This window comes from Larkinella harenae (assembly GCF_054780515.1).
Genome location: NZ_BAAGWE010000001.1, coordinates 543,829 through 560,182, shown reverse-complemented (window position 1 = coordinate 560,182; position 16,354 = coordinate 543,829). Strand labels below are relative to the sequence as shown.

Here is a 16,354-nt window from a genome sequence, read left to right as displayed (position 1 = left end):
TTTCAGGATCTCCGGCGGATAAGCATTTAGAACTGAAGATTCAAGCCAAGGCTGAACGTCCGGGGACGGGGGTACTGGAAAAATTCGATATTCTGAATCAACTGCCCCCCAAAAGCCGTCAACGCTTCCGGATCATAGCCCGAATAGTCCGAAATCAGGAAGAAATTCTGGGCACTGGCGTACACCCGCAACCGCTGGAAGTCGAGTTTCCCGATTTTATTGGGCAATGAATACCCCAAAACGAGGTTCTGCCCCCGGATGAACGAACCGTCTTCCACCCACCAGTCATCCATAGCGGTGTCATACCCGGCGTTGTAGTGGCGAATTTCAGCAATCATGCTGTTCTGGTTTTCCGGCGTCCAGGCCCCCAAAACCGTTCGCGAACTGCTGGCAATTGCCTGACGGTCTTCCACCGAGTGCTTCGTGGCATTGACGGTATTGACCCCCATCACCAACCGGATATCAAACGACAGATCGAACTTGCCAAACTGGAAGGTGTTGCCCACGTTCAGGTTCCATTTGGGATACGCCCGCCCGATGATGGTTTCGTCCGAACCGTCGATTTTCCCGTCATTGTTCAAATCGGCCCACTTCAGATCGCCCGGCAGCCGGTTGTATTTAGCCGCCAGATCCGCTTCCGCCGTGCTGAAGGTACCCAGCCGTTTCCGGCCCCAGAATGTACCAATCGGCTGGCCCACGCGCAGAATGTTGGTCTGACCGAGGAACCACGGTCCCGGAAAAATATCGTCGTTGTTGGTTCCCAGCTTCAGAATTTTGTTTTTGTTGGTCGAAAACGCCAGGTTGGTCGTCCACGAGAAATTGGTGGTCGCTACGTTGCGGCTGTTCAGCCCCACTTCCAACCCTCTGTTTTCGACCGAACCGATGTTTTGCGTCACAACTCCCAACCCCGTCGACCAGGGAATCGGGGCATCCAACAGCAAGTCTTTGGTGATTTTGTGGTAATAATCAATCGTCAGATCGATGCGGTTATTCAGCAGACCGATGTCGGCACCAATGTCCAGCTGATTGGTGAATTCCCAGCGCAAATCCGGATTACCGAACGAACTCTGCCAGATACCGGTCTGCCGAACACCGCCCAGCAACACATCGCCGGTACCGAGGAACTGCTGCGAACGGTATTGACCAATTTCCTGGTTCCCGGTTTTGCCGTAGCTCGCACGCAGTTTCAGGTTCGATAGCCAGCTGACCGATTTCAGAAACTCTTCCTGACTCACGTTCCAGGCAACGGCCGCCGACGGGAAAAATGCGTATTTGTTGTTGGCTCCGAATTTCGAAGCCCCATCGTAACGCCCTGTAAACGTGACTAAATACCGGTCTTTGAAATTGTAATTGAACCGCGCGAAATACGAGTTCAGGCTCCACTCCTGATCTTCGGAAGACGGTTTTTGCAGACTGGTTCCGACGCCGAGGTTATGATAGCCCCAGAAGTCGTCGATGAAATTCTGCGCAGCCGCCAGATACCGTTCCCACGAGCGTTTCTGCCACGACAATCCCGCCAGCGCCGAAATCGTGTGATCGTTGTTGATAGTTTTGTTGTAGTTCAGGTAGTTTTCAAACTGCCAATAATACTCCTGATTGCTCCAGATATCCGCCGTACCGCGCTGATCGGCCGACAAAGCACTCAAATCCCGGCCCGAATAGAAGTTATTTTTCTCAAACTTCAGCTCGTAGCCAAAATTACTGCGCAACGTCAGATCCGGCGTAAAGGTGAGCAGCGAATAGATTTGACCCAGCATCTGGTTTTTGGGATTGATCCGCATCCGCTGATTGGCAATCCGGACCGGGTTTTCGCCCCCCTCCATGCCCGGCCAGTCCCGGTTACGGCCCCAGCTACCGTCAGGGTATTGTATGGGCAAAATGGGTACCGCTTCCATCACCATCCGCGGAACATTCAAGCCGCCCGATGCATCGTCTACTTCTCGCTGGTTGGTCCGGTTCAGGAACATGCTGCCGCCCAGTTTCAGCCACTTTTTCACGTCGGTGTCCAGTGTAAACTTGGCCGAATACCGCTTGAACCAGGAATTCAGCATCAAACCGCCCTGATCGGTGTAGCCCAGCGACAGGCTGTAGGAGGTTTTCTCACTTCCTCCGCGAACCCCTAATTCGTGGTTTTGCGCCCAGGTTGGTTGGTAGATTTCCCGTTCCCAATCCGTGCTGTACAACGGCCGACCACTGGCATCGAACAGGTTGGGGAAATTTTTCGGATCGTTGCGCACGTATTTGCCACTGGCAAAGCCCTCCGGATCGTATTTTGCCGCGTTGTCGTACGCCTTGTTATAAACGTTCATGAACTCTTCGGACGACAACACACCCAGGTATTTGGCCGGAGTAATATAGGATCCCCAGGTATCATACGACACTTGCGTCTGGCCGGATTTGCCCCGTTTCGTGGTAATAATGATTACTCCGTTGGCACCGCGTGCGCCGTAAATGGCCGTTGCCGACGCATCTTTCAAGACTTCCAGCGACTCAATGTCGTTCGGGTTGATGAGGTTGGCGTTCGTTACCCCAATAATCCCGTCGACCACGTACAGCGGTTCCAGGCTGGAGTTGATTGAACCCACCCCCCGAATCCGGACCCGGGGCTGGTAACCCGGTGCCGACGACATCACGGCCACATCGACGCCCGGAATCCGTCCCTGCAATGCTTGACCGATGTTGGTTGCCTGGCGGTCGAGCAGTTTTTCGCCTTTGATAGCCCCGACCGAACCGGTCAGGTCGCTTTTCCGCACGGTTCCGTACCCAATGACGACAACTTCCTCCAGGTTACGATTGTCCGACTCCATGGTTACCTCGACCGTACTGCGGTTTCCGACGGCTACTTCCTGTTTCGCAAACCCGATCGAGCTGAAAACCAGCGTTGCATTTCCGTCGGAGACGTCCAGCTGAAAAGCTCCATTTGCATCGGTATTGGTACCGCGGGTGGTGCCTTTTTCAACCACATTCACTCCCGGCAGGGGTGATCCACCGGGTTCTTTTACAACACCCCGCACTGCAAATACAATGGCTTGCGGTTGTTTTACGAAAACGGTTTCGTCGGCAGCAGTGAGCGTTAACCCCGTCGCTGACGGTTCTTTTTTTGTTAAAATAATCTGATTATCAATCAGTTCATACGAAATATTCAGTGGTGTGAGTAGTTTATCCAGCACGTCGGCCAGCCGACCGCCCTGGGTCTGAAAGCTCACGCGCTGGTCCTGAACAATTCGGCTGCTGTACACAAACTTGATCATCACCTTCCGTTCAATCTTCAGGAGGGCTTCACGCAAAGTGACATTTTGAACGTTGAGAACTACTTTTTGACTCAACCCACCCTGGCCGGGATGACGACCGGCCAGGGATGCAGATGACACGATCATCACCAGTAGCAGTTGCACGAACGTCAACCGGAACAGGGAGGTGATGCCGCCCGGCGGGGCGTAAAATTGCTTTCTCATAATAGTTAACAGGTTAGAAATTAGGAGTAAGAAAAGCGCACGTTAAGGACAACCCGGGCCGTCGAGTTCAATCACCGGACCATCGAGTGTATAGGATGCATCGGTTGTTTTGCAGAGTAAATTGAGGATAACCGGTAGCCGCATGTTGGTAAAATCGGCCCGTAGCTTGCAATTTTGAAGAGCCGTATTGCGAAACCGAATCCGAACCCCAAACGATTCTTCCAGCGCATCGGCCACTTGCCGGAGCGAGGCCCATTCAAAGGAGATTGTGGTTGGCTCCCACAAATTGGGCTTGGCCGCGGGCGGCAGGTCGGTCTTGGCCAGTGATTCGGCTTTGGGGTTAAAAAATGCCTGCTGCCGGGCGGTCAGCAGTACTTTCTGCTGCTTAGCCACGCTCACAGCCACCTTCCCCGTGACCACCGAAACTTCAAAACGCGGACTGTTTCGGTAAGCCCGCACATTGAATGTTGTACCCAATACTTCCGTTTTGAGCTTCCCGGCCTGAATGACAAATGAGCGGGTTGTATCCCGGCGAACCTCAAAAAAAGCTTCTCCATCCAGCGAAACCGTGCGGACCGCCCTACCAAATTGTGCAGGATACCGCAGTTGCGTTGCCGGGCTCAGCCAAACTACGCTGCCATCGCTTAATTCATGCCGCTGAATGGTTTGGGTGCCATTTTTCAGCATGATCAGCGGAGCGGTTTTCGAACGATTAATCTGGACTGGCTGCGCCGGTTTTGTCCGCCGAAATTGCCAGATACCGACCGTTATCAGCATGACCGCAGCGGCCATACCGCCCATTACCCAAAAACCGGTTCGACGGGGCCACAGCTGGCGAACCGGTGCCGACTCAGCGGTTTCGATACGCCGACGAATTTGCTGAAGCATTTTGCGGGAATAGGCCAAATCCTGGGATTCGGGATGATGTTGCACCAGATCGGGTTGGCTCTCAAATGAATCGTACCAGGCTTCAACCCGGCGGGCCTCGTCGGGCGAACATCGACCAGCCAGGTATTTTTCCAATACGTCGGGGGAAGGGTAATGGTTATCCATCTGTTTAGGTTAATAGATTATGGATGAAAAATCCAATCCATTTCCTGTAAGACGAATAAGGAGCGCGAAAACCTTAGTTGATTGGTGTAATTTTTAGAAAAATTTAAAATTTAGCCTGACGTATCCCTATTTTTTCATCAGGTTAAGAATAGATTCAGGAGCGCCAGGCTAACGGCCGAATAATCTTTTAGCACATCCCGCAGCGTGGTATGCGCCTTAAGCAAATGACTTTCAACGGTTTTGGGGGCTATCTGAAGTTGAGCGGCAATGTCGGCAACGGCATGACCACGTTGATGGAGCGTATAGACCTGACGGCATTTGTCCGGCAATTGGCCAATGGTCGACTCATAGGCCTGCTGCAAATCGGCATACAGAATTTGCTGCTCCGTCGTATTGGTACTCTGGTAATCCGGTTGGGCGAGTCGCTCGGCGGCAAAACCGTCGTGCCGGGTCCGGGTCCGAAACCAGTCGATAACTGAATGACGGAGCAGCGTTTGCAAGTAGCTTTCGGGGTTTTTCAGTGCTGGCAGCCGATGCCTTTTCAGCCAGAGGTTGACAAACAATTCCTGCACAATTTCTTCCGTCATGGCCCGGTCCTGCAACCGTTTAAAAGCCGTGTTGGACAGCTTCAGGAAATAGCGGTAGTAGATTTCTTCAAAAGCCCGGGGGTCGTCCTGCTGCATGCGCTGAAACAAACCAATGTCCTCCTCAGTCTGGTAATATCGTTTCATGTCGGGTCATTAGCATGAGTTGGCGTGGTACTGGCCAAGGCCCTAAAGTATCACTTTTTCCAGCAATACCAGCACCTTTTCAATAAGAAATAGAGTCGTTTGGACGGTTTGCAGGCAGGAAAAAATGCCTTACGATGCAATCAAGCTGGTGAGATTCACCCCTGTTCCGGGGTACCTCAGCATAATTTTTTGTACAGACAGTGACAACTACTGGGAAGAAACCGTTACTTTACGGCTTAATCTTATTTTTTGAAAGTTATGCCGACGGGTACCATTAAATTTTTCAATGAAAGCAAAGGGTTCGGATTTATCGTTCCCGATGATGGAAATGGTGATGTTTTCGTCCATGTTTCTGCGTGCCAGGATCAAGTGCGGGAGCGCGACAAAGTGACGTATGAGTTAGAACGTGGCCCTAAAGGTCTCAACGCCACCAACGTCAAGCTGGCCAGGTAATTGGTAAGCCGGTTAGCTCTTCCAGATTCTCTTTATCAGACTAACCGGCTTGCTTTATTGCATTCGCCGGGCACTTCGAATCATAATGGTGGTTTTCAGAAGCTGCCCGGAAGCGGCATCGGTTCCGGTAACTCCCTGCTGAATCCGGCGCACCACATCCATCCCTTCCACCACCCGTCCAAAAGCCGCAAATCCCTGGCCATCCGGATTGCGTTTTCCCCCAAAGTCCAATTCTGGCTGATCGTTGATGCAGATAAAAAATTCCGACGTTCCGGTATGGGGTCCGCTGCGGGCTAGCGAAAGTGTGCCGTTTTGGTGTTTTAGCCCCGTTTTTTGCGTAGTTTCTTGCAGAATCGGCGGCAACCGGCGGATTGTGTCCTCCTGAAACCCACCCTGGATTACCTCAATTTTTACGGCATTATCCGGCTGGTTATCCCGTCTGACGACACGATAAAAGCGGCTGCCATCATACCGTTTTTCATCGACGTACCGTAAAAAATTAGCGACGGTAATGGGTGCCTTGTCCGCATAAAGCTCCAGCAGAATAGTACCCGCTTCGGTATCCAGCCGAACCCGCTGGGCATTGGCGTTTTGGCCGACCACAATGCCAATCAACATTATGGTAATAATTTGGCAGAGGTAGCGCATTGCTTTAGAAACCGTTTCACTGTGAGTCCTCAATTTACGGGATTTCATGCCGACTCACTTCAGTCTAAGCGTAAGAAATAAACCGCCGAAGCATTTTAGCACACCAACACCCGGAATTTTACGCAAAAAAATCGGGCAGCTGATCAGGAATTCCCGATCAGCCGCCCGATCAAATTAGGCAACAGGCGACCTATGTAGTAGCCCGACGAAATTTCGTTTTCACAAACTGGAAGATGATCGGGGCCACCGACAAACCGATGATCCCAAAAATCACCAGCTCGAAATTGTTTTTGATAATCGGTATATTTCCAAACAAATAGCCCAGAAGGGTAACACCAACCACCCACAAAATGGCACCGAATACGCAGTAACCAATGTATTTGGTATAATTCATACTACCCGCACCCGCTACGAAGGGCGCAATCGTGCGCACAATCGGGATAAACCGCGCCATGATGACGGTTTTGCCGCCGTGTTTATGGTAAAAATTCTCGGTTTCAGTGATGTATTCCCGTTTGAAAAACAGAATTCGTTCCCGCATTTTAATCTGGTTTCCGAGCAGTTTCCCGACAAAATAATTGACGTTATCGCCCAGCAAAGCCGCTACGATCAACAGCGGAATCATAATTTTGATGTCCAGCGCCCCCGTTGAAGCCGCCAACGCTCCGGCGGCAAAAAGCAGTGAGTCGCCCGGCAGCAACGGCATGACAATCAGACCTGTTTCGACGAAAATAATCAAAAACAGAATAACGTATGTCAATGTACCGTACTCATTGATGATATCGGCCAGATGCTTGTCCAGATGCAGAAAAAAGTCGAGAATCGACTGAATGAATTCCATAAGAGATGTGAATAGCTTGGTTTAATTAATGGAGTGACCCGAGACCGTTCAGAAAATGCGTGAACGTGTCACCGCGCAGGCCTAAGCGGATAGTTTCCAGCGGAATAGCTTCGTTGGGAGAGATATTCCCCAGATTCACATTAGCCCCCAGCAGCTTGACAAACCATACCTGTTGTTCTTTCTGGGGAGCTTCCCAAATAATTTTTTCAAACGGGACCTGCGTCAGAATTTCTTCAACCAGGCCCTGCCGAACCTCTCCGCTGGACCGAAACAGCCCAACGGTTCCGCCTTCGCGGGCTTCACCGATTACTTTCCAGGCACCGGCGTCCAGTTCGGCTTTCATCAACTGAATCCATTTATAAGGCGGAATAATTTTGGCCTCATCTTTAGAACCCACCTCCGATAAAACCGTTACCTGGCTGGCTAATTTGCTGATGTAACCGCATTTTTCTTCCTGGCTCATTTCAATCGAGCCATCCGACACTTCAGCGTACGTCAGCCCGTACGTATCGAGCAGGCGACGGTAATCGTCAAACTGTTTGCGAATGACAAACGCTTCAAACAGCGTTCCGCCAAAATAGACCGGAATTCCGGCGTCTTTATAAACCTGAAGTTTCTCTTTCAGATTAGGAGTTACAAACGACGTTGCCCAGCCCAGTTTTACCAAATCGACGTGAGCAGCAGAGGTAGACAGAAAATCCTCAACTTGCCGGATACTCAATCCTTTGTCCATCACCATCGTCAAACCATACTGACGCGGCTTGGTGGTCCGTTCCGGAATGTGGGAAAGTGTATAATTCATTATGAGGGGATAGCGTATTAGGCGCAAAAAACGACCAAAAGTAACACAAGTCCAGCTAGCTCCCAAGAATATCCATAAATTATACTTGTTAAAACCCGGTTCGGCTTGGTTAAATGCTATTTTTACAAAAACATTCCCGTTTTATGCCAACTTCTGAAAGCAATGACCGTCTGCTTTTTTTCCGCTCCATCATCGGCCAGAATATGCAGCAGAGCCCTTCTCCTCTGGGCCGCTGGCTCAATGGCACCTTGCGGGCCGCCGAAGAAGGTTCATTAACGGTTGAATACGTGGTGCGGGAAGACATGACCAACCCCATGAACGTGCTGCACGGCGGAAGTGCTGCGGCCATTATCGACGACCTGATCGGGGCAACGGTTTATACCCTGGGCCGGGAATACCTCTACACCTCGGTCAACTTAAACGTTGATTTTCTGCACAGTGCCCGATTGGGTGATCTCGTTATTGCCCAAACTCAGATCGTGCGGGCTGGCAAGAACATCATCCACGCCGAATGTACCCTCACCGCAACCGACGGCAAGATCATCGCCAAAGCGGCCTCCAACCTGATCCAGACGTCGGTGAAGCATTAACGGTTTATCGTATTCGGTTTACAATTTTCTGTTTATGGTTTTTAGCAATTGATATATAGTCAACGAATACGCCAGCCACCATAAACAGAAAACCGTAAGCTACATACTGCCCTCACACCGGCAACGGATTCAGGTCCGGATTGCCACGCTGGTGCCAATACGGGTAAATAGTGGGTTTGTCACTAACGGCATCCAGCCGCGCCACCTGCTCTTTCGTTAGATTCCAGCCGATGGCACCCAGATTCTGGACCAGCTGTTCTTCCGTACGGGCGCCAATGATAACGCTGGAAACCGTCGGACGCTGCAACACCCAGTTCAACGCCACCTGCGCCACGGTTTTTCCGGTTTCGGCCGCCAGCTCATCAAGTACATCCATGATCGAAAACCAGTATTCTTCCGGAATTGGCGGACCTTCGCCCCCGCCCTCGGCAATGCGGCTTCCGGCGGGAGCGGTTTGTCCCCGACGGTATTTTCCGCCCAACCGCCCGGCCGATAACGGGCTCCAGACTACTGTGCCAACCTTCTGATCCAGCCCCAGCGGCATCAGCTCCCACTCAAATTCACGGCTCAAGAGCGAATAATAAGCCTGATGCGCTACGTATTTGGTCCAGCCGTAACGCTCGGAAATGGACAGCGATTTCATCAGATGCCAGCCCGAGAAGTTGGAACAGCCGATGTAACGAATTTTGCCGCTCTGAACCAGATCATGCAAAGCACTTAGGGTTTCATCCACTGCCGTGTTGCCGTCGAAACCGTGCATGTAATACAGATCGATGTAATCGGTTTTCAACCGGCGTAAGCTGTCCTCGCAGGATTTGATCAACCGAAATCGTGACGAACCAAAATCATTCGGCCCATCCCCCATCCTAAACGTCGTTTTTGTCGAAATCAGGGCTTTGTTTCGCTTACCACTGAGTGCCTGGCCCAGAATTTCTTCGGACACTCCCCGCGAATATACATCCGCCGTATCGAACATGGTCAGCCCGGCATCCAGACAGCGATCCACCATCCGCGTAGCTTCGTCGACCTGCGTAGTTCCCCACGCTTTGAAAAACTCCGTGCGCCCACCAAAGGTACCCGTACCGAAGCTCAACACCGGAACCTTTAAACCAGAGCCACCTAATTGTCTGTATTCCATATCAATCTGTTTAAAAAACAAAAAAATCAGGTCGTTACGTACGATCAAAACGAAGTTGTTTCGACCGCCGTCAAGTTAGAAAATATCGCGTACAAGGGCGGTCATTTCGCTGAAAATTCCTCCTCAACGGGCTCCAAACCGAACCCAGAATGCTTGATCCAATCTGAATTTGAAGAAATGATCTACCCGGATTGCCCTGCCGAAAAAACCCTCCGGGAAAAGCGTAGTTGCTGGGGTATTTGGGCAGAAGTTTACGCGGCTGATCAGCGCCGGATTCGGGAAAAAACAGCGGTATTTTGTAACTGTAGAGCGGAAAACTTAATTTGAGAGATCAAACCGTATTTTATTCGTTCCTGCTGCCTGACCGCCTATGGGAGTTGCTTCGTTTCTGATTGTTTTTTTCATGATTCGGTACATCCGGAGATCCCTGCAAACCGCCGAACGGTTTCCCGAATGGGAACGGATGCTGGTGATTGTCCAATATATCGCCATAGGCTTGCTGGCCTCTGAGATTTTTCTGGATGACGACTTCACCCGATGGCTCTGGCATTTGCTGCTGCTGGGCATGGTGGGCGCGGCCTACCTGCTGAAAGATTTCCGCCCGGTTCGCAACCTTTGGCTGGCGGTGGGGCCGTTCATTCTAGTGTCGCTGTTTGGTGATCTGGCCAAGCTGATTTCGAGTAGCTTCTACGAAAGCATCGATGACATTGTCAACATTGCCAGCGTTTTTTCGTTTGTCTGGCTGATTGCAACCTGGATAAGCAGTCAAAAACAACAGAAAGCGCTCGAAAAAGAACGGCTGAAACGCGAACAGGAAGAAGAGCAAAACCGCGTCATCGCCAGCCAGAACGCAATGCTCGAACAAATCGTTTCCGAGCGAACCGCCGAAATAACCCGCCAGAAAGAAGAGCTCGAACAAACGCTCAACGAACTGAAGGCCACGCAGGATCAGCTGATTCAACGCGAAAAAATGGCGTCGCTGGGTGAGCTGACGGCCGGAATCGCTCACGAAATTCAGAACCCGCTCAACTTTGTCAACAACTTCTCGGAAGTGTCGGTCGAACTCGTTGAAGAATTGCAGGAGGAACGAAAAAAGGCGGACCGGGATCGGGAGCTGGAAGAGGAGATTCTGAACGACATCGCGCAAAACCTGCAAAAAATCACGCACCACGGCAAGCGCGCCGACTCGATCGTGAAGGGCATGTTGCAGCATTCCCGCACCAGCACCCACGAACGCGAGCCAACCGACCTCAACAAGCTGGCCGACGAATACTTACGGCTGGCGTATCATGGCCTGCGGGCCAGCGATAAATCCTTTAACGCCACCATGGTGATGGATTTTGACGATAAGCTCGGCTCTATATCTGCCGTTCCGCAGGACATCGGCCGGGTTTTCCTGAACCTCTTTACCAACGCATTTTACGCAACCGAACAAAAGCGAAAAACGGGGCTGGCGGGTTATCAGCCAACGGTGGAGGTCCAGACGCGACGCATTGACGCCGAAACCGCCGAAATCCGGGTGCGCGACAACGGCTGCGGCATTCCGGAGTCGGTCCTGAACAAAATTTACCAGCCGTTTTTTACCACCAAACCAACGGGACAGGGCACCGGACTGGGTCTGTCGCTCAGTTATGACATTGTTACCAAAGGTCACGGCGGTGAATTAAGCGTCGAAACACAGGAAGGCGAATTTACGGAGTTCACAATTCGGTTACCGACATAACGCCCGAGTTTCCGTATCTTTGAAAGGAATCCTGATCTCTTTTTAATCAATCTGCCAAGATGAAAGTACTGGTTGTCGACGACGAAACGGACGTACAGACCCTCTTTGAACAACGGTTCCGACGCGAGATTCGCGCGGGCGAAATTCAGTTTGCGTTTGCCCTTTCGGGCGAAAAAGCGTTGACGTATCTGAACGAACACGACTCCGAATATGTCTTAATTCTGTCGGATATCAATATGCCCGGCATGAGCGGTCTGGAATTGCTTAGCCAGCTTAGAACCACGTACCCATCGGCTCCGCCTACAATCATGATGATTACGGCTTACGGCGATTCGGACAGTTATGACCAGGCGATGCAACTGGGAGCTGATGCGTTTCTGACCAAACCGCTCGACTTTGCTACCCTGAAGGAAAAACTCAAAAATGCCTTATGAAATCTAAAATTCTGGTCGTGGATGACGAAGCCGATCTGGAGTTACTGATTCGGCAGAAGTTTCGTCGTCAAATCCGCGAACAGCGATATGAGTTTGTTTTTGCGTACAACGGCGTCGATGCTCTGGTGAAGCTCCAGCAACACCCCGACATCGATATTGTCTTGAGTGATATCAACATGCCCGAAATGGACGGTCTGACGTTACTCGAAAAACTGAGCGAAGTAAGCCCGCTCACCAAAACCGTCATTGTTTCGGCCTACGGTGACATGACCAACATCCGGAGCGCCATGAACCGGGGTGCGTTTGATTTTGTCTGTAAACCCGTCAATTTCGAGGACCTGGACGTCACCATGCAGAAAACCCTCCGGCACGTTGCCCAACTGCGCGAAACACTGCAAGCCATCAAAGAGAACAACATTCTACGCATGTACGTCGACGAATCCGTGCTGAATTTCATGGATCGGCGGGAGTTTGAAACGTCGCTGATGATGAACGAAACCGTAAACGCGACGGCGGTTTTCATTGACATTTGCGGGTTTACGGCCATCACCGAACGCGAAAGTGCGGATACCGTTGTGCAGTTGATTAACCTCTATTTCGACGTAATGGTCAAGGAAATCATTGCGCAGGGCGGGTTTGTCGATAAGTTTATGGGTGATGCTGTCATGGCTGTGTTTCGGGGCGAATACCATCTCGACCGCGCCATCGAAGCCGCTCTGGCCGTTCGGGACCATGTTGAACGGCTGGAAAAAACCGTTCCCGGCGAACCAATCTATACGCCCAAAGTGGCCATCGGGATCAATACCGGCGAGATGATTTCGGGCAACATCGGTTCGGCCACGCTCCGCAGGCTGGATTATACGGTCATTGGCGATGTAGTCAACACTGCCCAACGGTTGCAATCGGTGGCGCAGGAAGGCCAGATTATCATCAGCGAAACCGCCTACCAGCTGGTCAAAAATTCTTTCCAATGCGAACCGTTGGGCGAAGTGCTCCTGAAAAATAAGTCAAACCCAGTCGCTATTTACGCCGTTATTGAGTAGCGAAGCTCTACGGACTTTTTCTTTTGGCTCCGGTTTCCTTACGGTTGACGGCCGGATTCGGTTTGTTCATCCCTTTTTTTTACCGGTCAACCTAAACACCTATTGTTTACTAAACAGTGTTCAGTACATTTGTAACGTTAATTAACACTCATGGGAATTGTTGAGCGGAAAGAGCGCGAGAGAGAAGAAATGCGAAAACTGATTCTGGAGGCAGCCCAAAAGCTGTTTCTGGAGAACGGTTTCGAAAAGGTCAGCATTCGCAACATTGCCGATGCGATTGAATACAGCCCGGCAACCATTTATCTGTATTACAAAGATAAGAACGAGTTGTTGTACGCACTTCACCAAATCGCTTTTCAGAAAATGGTTGGCGAGTTTCAGGAAGCATTGCAACGGACCAACCCGTTCGAACGGCTGGTGGAAATGGGGCGCCAGTATTTCCAGTTTGCGTTCGAAAATCCGGAACTGTTTGACCTGATGTTTATCATGACAGCGCCAATGGATGCATTAGCGTGCCGGGATGACGTCTGGGACGAGGGAAAAGTTGCTTTCAACCTGCTGGTAAAATGCGTGCAGGATTGCATTGACGCTGGTTTATTTCGGCCCCAGGACCCTGAAATAGCCGCCATGATGATCTGGAGCTCGGTCCACGGCTATACCGCGCTGTTCCTGCGCAAACGCCTGGAAATGTTCGGTGAAGGTCGTCAGAAAGAACTGATGGAAGGCGCTTTTGCTCTCTTTGTTGAAACCATCCGGCGGGGACTATAAAAATTTTTTTCGCATAGTGAACACTGTTTATTTTATAATCTATGATTACAAAATTAAAAATCAGCTACTTGCTGATTCTTACGCTGGCAATCATTCCACGAATTACAGCGGCCCAAACAATCGAGGTTTCTTCGGCTATTCTGGAATCCTACGTGCAGGAAGGTCTGCAAAGTAATCTGGCACTCAAACAGGAATCGCTGGAAATTCGGCGGGTTACTGAGTCAATCAATCAGGCCAAAGCCCTGTTTTATCCGCGTTTAACGTTCAATCCAACTTATTCCGTCGCGGCTGGTGGCCGGCGGTTGCAATTTCCGGTCGGCGATATGCTCAATCCGGTTTATGCCACCCTCAACCAGTTAACGGGCGCCGAACGCTTTCCAACGAACATCGCCAACGTAAACGAACTGCTGGCTCCCAACAATTTTCACGACACCAAACTGAACATTCAATACGCCATCTTCAACTCTGATATTCAATACAATTACCTGATTCAAAAAGATTTACTTTCGGCCCAGGAAGCCCGCAAACGGGTTGCTGAAAACGAACTGCGGTACACCATCGCCACGGCGTATTACCAGTATCTGCAATCGCTCGATGCCGTTCGCATTTTCGAAAGCTCCCGCAGCGTTCTGCATGAACTGGCCAAACTGAATGAAAAGCTGGTTGGTAATCAGGTAGCAACGAAAGACGCGGTCACCTCGGCCCGCTACGAAATCAGCAAGATTGACCAGCAACTAGCCGAAGCCGACAAAAACCGCCAAACCGCCAAAGCGTATTTTAATTTTTTACTCAACCGGGAGTTAACTACCGACATCCTCGTGGACTCTCTCCTCACCCATGCTCTACCGGCAGCACCGCCCGCGCTAACCGCTCTGCAACAAACCGCCGTACAAAGTCGGCAGGAATTGAAACAATTGGGCAGCTCGCTCCGGGCCACGCAAAATGCCGTCAAGCTGAACGAAGCATCGATCCGGCTTCCTAACGTATACGTAGGCGGCAATGTAGGTTTTCAGGGATTTGGCTATACTTTTGATAACCAGGCATATGTAGTTGGCCAGGTCGGGTTGTCGTGGGATCTCTTCAAAGGTTACGAAAAGCGCTCCAAGGTTCAGCAAGCCAAAATCCAGACGGAACTGGTCCAGACCAGGTTGACGGAAGTTGAAAAACAGATTCAGCTGCAGGTGCTGCAGGCCTATTACGAACTGGATGCGGCCAACGGAAGCCTGACAGCCAGCCAAACCGGTCTGGCCAATGCCGAGCAGACTTTCCGGCTCATCGACAGCAAATACCGCAACGGGCAGGCACTGCTGGTAGAATACCTGCGCTTCCAGAACGATCGACTAACCGCACAGATTCAGCAGGTTCTCACGCGTTATGACGTGTTGACAAAACGGGCGGCCCTCGACCGGGTGACGGCAATTCAATAACCGTTTCTTATCATTCGCCCTACCCGATCATAAGGATGATTTCCGGTCTTTTCAATACTGCTGATACAAATCAACGGCAGCTCTTTTGCCCGGTGGGACTCCCGGATTTTTTATTCCGATTTGCGTAACCACTAGCACAAACGCATTACTTACCGAACTGACAATTAATCAACTACCAGAATGAAAGCCAGACAACTCATACTATTCTGTATACTAGCAGGCGGCCTATGGGCCTGTGGCACAAAAGCTGAAGAAACGCAGAGCAAAACAAAGACAGACCAGGCCGATGACACGTCCATTCCGGTCAAATTAACCAAAGTTGAATCCGTCATCCGCACCGAACCGGTGGTGGCATCGGGCCTGGTATCGTCGGCGGAAGAAGCAAAACTTTCATTCAAAGTGGGCGGCATCATTGAAAAACTGTACGTCAAAGAAGGCCAGCCCGTCCGAAAAGGGCAGTTGCTGGCAACGCTGAATCTAACGGAAATCAACGCCCAGGTGAGTCAGGCGCAGTTTGCCCGCGAAAAAACCGAGCGCGATCTCAACCGGGTGAAAGCCCTCTATGCCGATACGGCTGCGACGCTTGAGCAATTGCAGAATGCCACGACGGGCCACGATGTAGCGCAACAAAACCTGACCATCGCGCAATTTAACCAGAATTACGCCCAAATCCGTTCGACGGTTGATGGCACTGTAACGCGCCGACTCATGAACGAAGGCGAATTAGCCACGGCGGGGTCACCGGTTTTTATGATTTCCTCGACCCGACAGAATGACTGGATTGTGCGCGTCGGTGTATCCGACAAAGACTGGGCGCGGCTGAAAATCGGCAACCGGGCTACCATCACGCTGGAAGCGTACCCGGACAGAACGTTCACCGGAACCGTCAGCGAACTGGCCCAGGCCGCCGACCCGATGAACAAGCTGTACGATGTTGAAATCCGGATCAACCCCGGCGCGGTGAAGTTTGCGCCCGGTCTGTTTGCAAAGGCCACGCTGCAACCCGCCCAGAGCCGAAGCTACGCCCTGATACCCATTGAAGCCATTGTGGAAGGCGACGGTAAGAACGGTTTTGTCTTTACCTTGTCCGATGACCAGAAACACGTCCGTAAAATTCCGGTTCAGATCGGATTCATCGACAACGACAAAGTGCTGCTCTCCAACGGTTTGTCGGGCATCTCGAATGTAATAACGGCAGGCTCAGCCTACCTGACAGAAACATCAACGGTACTTCTCAAATAACACCTC

Annotated in this window: 15 protein-coding genes; 8 read left to right on the top strand and 7 right to left on the bottom strand. The window is 51.2% G+C overall.

Annotation, left to right across the window (positions count from 1 at the left end; all coding sequences use genetic code 11):
• Positions 1-26: 26 nt before the first annotated feature.
• The 3 genes from ACYVH9_RS02280 to ACYVH9_RS02270 all read right to left on the bottom strand — a co-directional run bounded on the left by ACYVH9_RS02280 (position 27) and on the right by ACYVH9_RS02270 (position 5,239).
• Positions 27-3,455: a TonB-dependent receptor gene (locus ACYVH9_RS02280; protein ID WP_460634669.1), complete on the bottom strand. Its 3,429-nt coding sequence runs from the start codon at positions 3,453-3,455 to the stop codon at positions 27-29.
• Positions 3,456-3,497: 42 nt separating this feature from the next.
• Positions 3,498-4,508 (bottom strand): FecR family protein, encoded by a 1,011-nt coding sequence (locus ACYVH9_RS02275; protein ID WP_460634668.1) that lies wholly within the window; start codon positions 4,506-4,508, stop codon positions 3,498-3,500.
• Between the two features lie 137 nt (positions 4,509-4,645).
• Positions 4,646-5,239 (bottom strand): sigma-70 family RNA polymerase sigma factor, encoded by a 594-nt coding sequence (locus ACYVH9_RS02270; protein WP_460634667.1) that lies wholly within the window; start codon positions 5,237-5,239, stop codon positions 4,646-4,648.
• A 258-nt stretch (positions 5,240-5,497) separates the two neighbouring features.
• On the opposite strand from ACYVH9_RS02270, the gene ACYVH9_RS02265 reads away from it, so the two are divergent.
• Positions 5,498-5,692: a cold-shock protein gene (locus ACYVH9_RS02265; protein ID WP_460634666.1), complete on the top strand. Its 195-nt coding sequence runs from the start codon at positions 5,498-5,500 to the stop codon at positions 5,690-5,692.
• 54 nt (positions 5,693-5,746) lie between these two features.
• Here the strand turns inward: ACYVH9_RS02265 and ACYVH9_RS02260 are convergent, their stop codons facing one another.
• The 3 genes from ACYVH9_RS02260 to ACYVH9_RS02250 form a co-directional block, all read right to left on the bottom strand.
• A complete protein-coding gene (locus ACYVH9_RS02260; protein WP_460634665.1) occupies positions 5,747-6,340 on the bottom strand; it encodes a peptidylprolyl isomerase in 594 nt (197 codons plus the stop codon).
• 190 nt (positions 6,341-6,530) lie between these two features.
• On the bottom strand, positions 6,531-7,181 hold the full coding sequence (locus ACYVH9_RS02255) for a DedA family protein (RefSeq protein WP_460634664.1): 651 nt from the start codon (positions 7,179-7,181) through the stop codon (positions 6,531-6,533).
• A 25-nt stretch (positions 7,182-7,206) separates the two neighbouring features.
• Positions 7,207-7,983 (bottom strand): phosphosulfolactate synthase, encoded by a 777-nt coding sequence (locus tag ACYVH9_RS02250; protein WP_460634663.1) that lies wholly within the window; start codon positions 7,981-7,983, stop codon positions 7,207-7,209.
• 143 nt (positions 7,984-8,126) lie between these two features.
• Here ACYVH9_RS02250 and ACYVH9_RS02245 point away from each other — a divergent pair, with 143 nt between their 5' ends.
• Positions 8,127-8,573 carry a PaaI family thioesterase gene (locus ACYVH9_RS02245; RefSeq protein WP_460634662.1) on the top strand — a complete coding sequence of 149 codons (447 nt, stop codon included), beginning with the start codon at positions 8,127-8,129 and terminating at the stop codon, positions 8,571-8,573.
• A gap of 112 nt (positions 8,574-8,685) precedes the next feature.
• Here the strand turns inward: ACYVH9_RS02245 and ACYVH9_RS02240 are convergent, their stop codons facing one another.
• Entirely contained in the window at positions 8,686-9,711 is a 1,026-nt protein-coding gene (locus tag ACYVH9_RS02240) for an aldo/keto reductase (RefSeq protein WP_460634661.1), read from the bottom strand.
• Between the two features lie 370 nt (positions 9,712-10,081).
• On the opposite strand from ACYVH9_RS02240, the gene ACYVH9_RS02235 reads away from it, so the two are divergent.
• The 6 genes from ACYVH9_RS02235 to ACYVH9_RS02210 all read left to right on the top strand — a co-directional run bounded on the left by ACYVH9_RS02235 (position 10,082) and on the right by ACYVH9_RS02210 (position 16,348).
• Positions 10,082-11,434 carry an ATP-binding protein gene (locus tag ACYVH9_RS02235; protein WP_460634660.1) on the top strand — a complete coding sequence of 451 codons (1,353 nt, stop codon included), beginning with the start codon at positions 10,082-10,084 and terminating at the stop codon, positions 11,432-11,434.
• A 59-nt stretch (positions 11,435-11,493) separates the two neighbouring features.
• A complete protein-coding gene (locus ACYVH9_RS02230) occupies positions 11,494-11,868 on the top strand; it encodes a response regulator (RefSeq protein WP_460634659.1) in 375 nt (124 codons plus the stop codon).
• A complete protein-coding gene (locus ACYVH9_RS02225) occupies positions 11,865-12,911 on the top strand; it encodes an adenylate/guanylate cyclase domain-containing protein (RefSeq protein ID WP_460634658.1) in 1,047 nt (348 codons plus the stop codon). The genes ACYVH9_RS02230 and ACYVH9_RS02225 overlap by 4 nt, the downstream gene beginning before the upstream one ends.
• 150 nt (positions 12,912-13,061) lie before the next feature.
• Positions 13,062-13,679: a TetR/AcrR family transcriptional regulator gene (locus tag ACYVH9_RS02220; protein ID WP_460634657.1), complete on the top strand. Its 618-nt coding sequence runs from the start codon at positions 13,062-13,064 to the stop codon at positions 13,677-13,679.
• Positions 13,680-13,720: 41 nt separating this feature from the next.
• Complete coding sequence (locus ACYVH9_RS02215) at positions 13,721-15,106, top strand: TolC family protein (RefSeq protein WP_460634656.1); 1,386 nt, start codon at positions 13,721-13,723, stop codon at positions 15,104-15,106.
• 180 nt (positions 15,107-15,286) lie between these two features.
• Positions 15,287-16,348 (top strand): efflux RND transporter periplasmic adaptor subunit, encoded by a 1,062-nt coding sequence (locus ACYVH9_RS02210; protein WP_460634655.1) that lies wholly within the window; start codon positions 15,287-15,289, stop codon positions 16,346-16,348.
• Positions 16,349-16,354: the final 6 nt, after the last annotated feature.

Excerpts from the sequence above, each read along its gene's own strand:
- ACYVH9_RS02280 (WP_460634669.1), bottom strand. The coding sequence starts at position 3,455 with ATGAGAAAGCAATTTTACGCCCCGCCGGGCGGCATCACCTCCCTGTTC.
- ACYVH9_RS02275 (WP_460634668.1), bottom strand. The coding sequence starts at position 4,508 with ATGGATAACCATTACCCTTCCCCCGACGTATTGGAAAAATACCTGGCT.
- ACYVH9_RS02270 (WP_460634667.1), bottom strand. The coding sequence starts at position 5,239 with ATGAAACGATATTACCAGACTGAGGAGGACATTGGTTTGTTTCAGCGC.
- ACYVH9_RS02265 (WP_460634666.1), top strand. The coding sequence starts at position 5,498 with ATGCCGACGGGTACCATTAAATTTTTCAATGAAAGCAAAGGGTTCGGA.
- ACYVH9_RS02260 (WP_460634665.1), bottom strand. The coding sequence starts at position 6,340 with ATGCGCTACCTCTGCCAAATTATTACCATAATGTTGATTGGCATTGTG.
- ACYVH9_RS02255 (WP_460634664.1), bottom strand. The coding sequence starts at position 7,181 with ATGGAATTCATTCAGTCGATTCTCGACTTTTTTCTGCATCTGGACAAG.
- ACYVH9_RS02250 (WP_460634663.1), bottom strand. The coding sequence starts at position 7,983 with ATGAATTATACACTTTCCCACATTCCGGAACGGACCACCAAGCCGCGT.
- ACYVH9_RS02245 (WP_460634662.1), top strand. The coding sequence starts at position 8,127 with ATGCCAACTTCTGAAAGCAATGACCGTCTGCTTTTTTTCCGCTCCATC.
- ACYVH9_RS02240 (WP_460634661.1), bottom strand. The coding sequence starts at position 9,711 with ATGGAATACAGACAATTAGGTGGCTCTGGTTTAAAGGTTCCGGTGTTG.
- ACYVH9_RS02235 (WP_460634660.1), top strand. The coding sequence starts at position 10,082 with ATGGGAGTTGCTTCGTTTCTGATTGTTTTTTTCATGATTCGGTACATC.
- ACYVH9_RS02230 (WP_460634659.1), top strand. The coding sequence starts at position 11,494 with ATGAAAGTACTGGTTGTCGACGACGAAACGGACGTACAGACCCTCTTT.
- ACYVH9_RS02225 (WP_460634658.1), top strand. The coding sequence starts at position 11,865 with ATGAAATCTAAAATTCTGGTCGTGGATGACGAAGCCGATCTGGAGTTA.
- ACYVH9_RS02220 (WP_460634657.1), top strand. The coding sequence starts at position 13,062 with ATGGGAATTGTTGAGCGGAAAGAGCGCGAGAGAGAAGAAATGCGAAAA.
- ACYVH9_RS02215 (WP_460634656.1), top strand. The coding sequence starts at position 13,721 with ATGATTACAAAATTAAAAATCAGCTACTTGCTGATTCTTACGCTGGCA.
- ACYVH9_RS02210 (WP_460634655.1), top strand. The coding sequence starts at position 15,287 with ATGAAAGCCAGACAACTCATACTATTCTGTATACTAGCAGGCGGCCTA.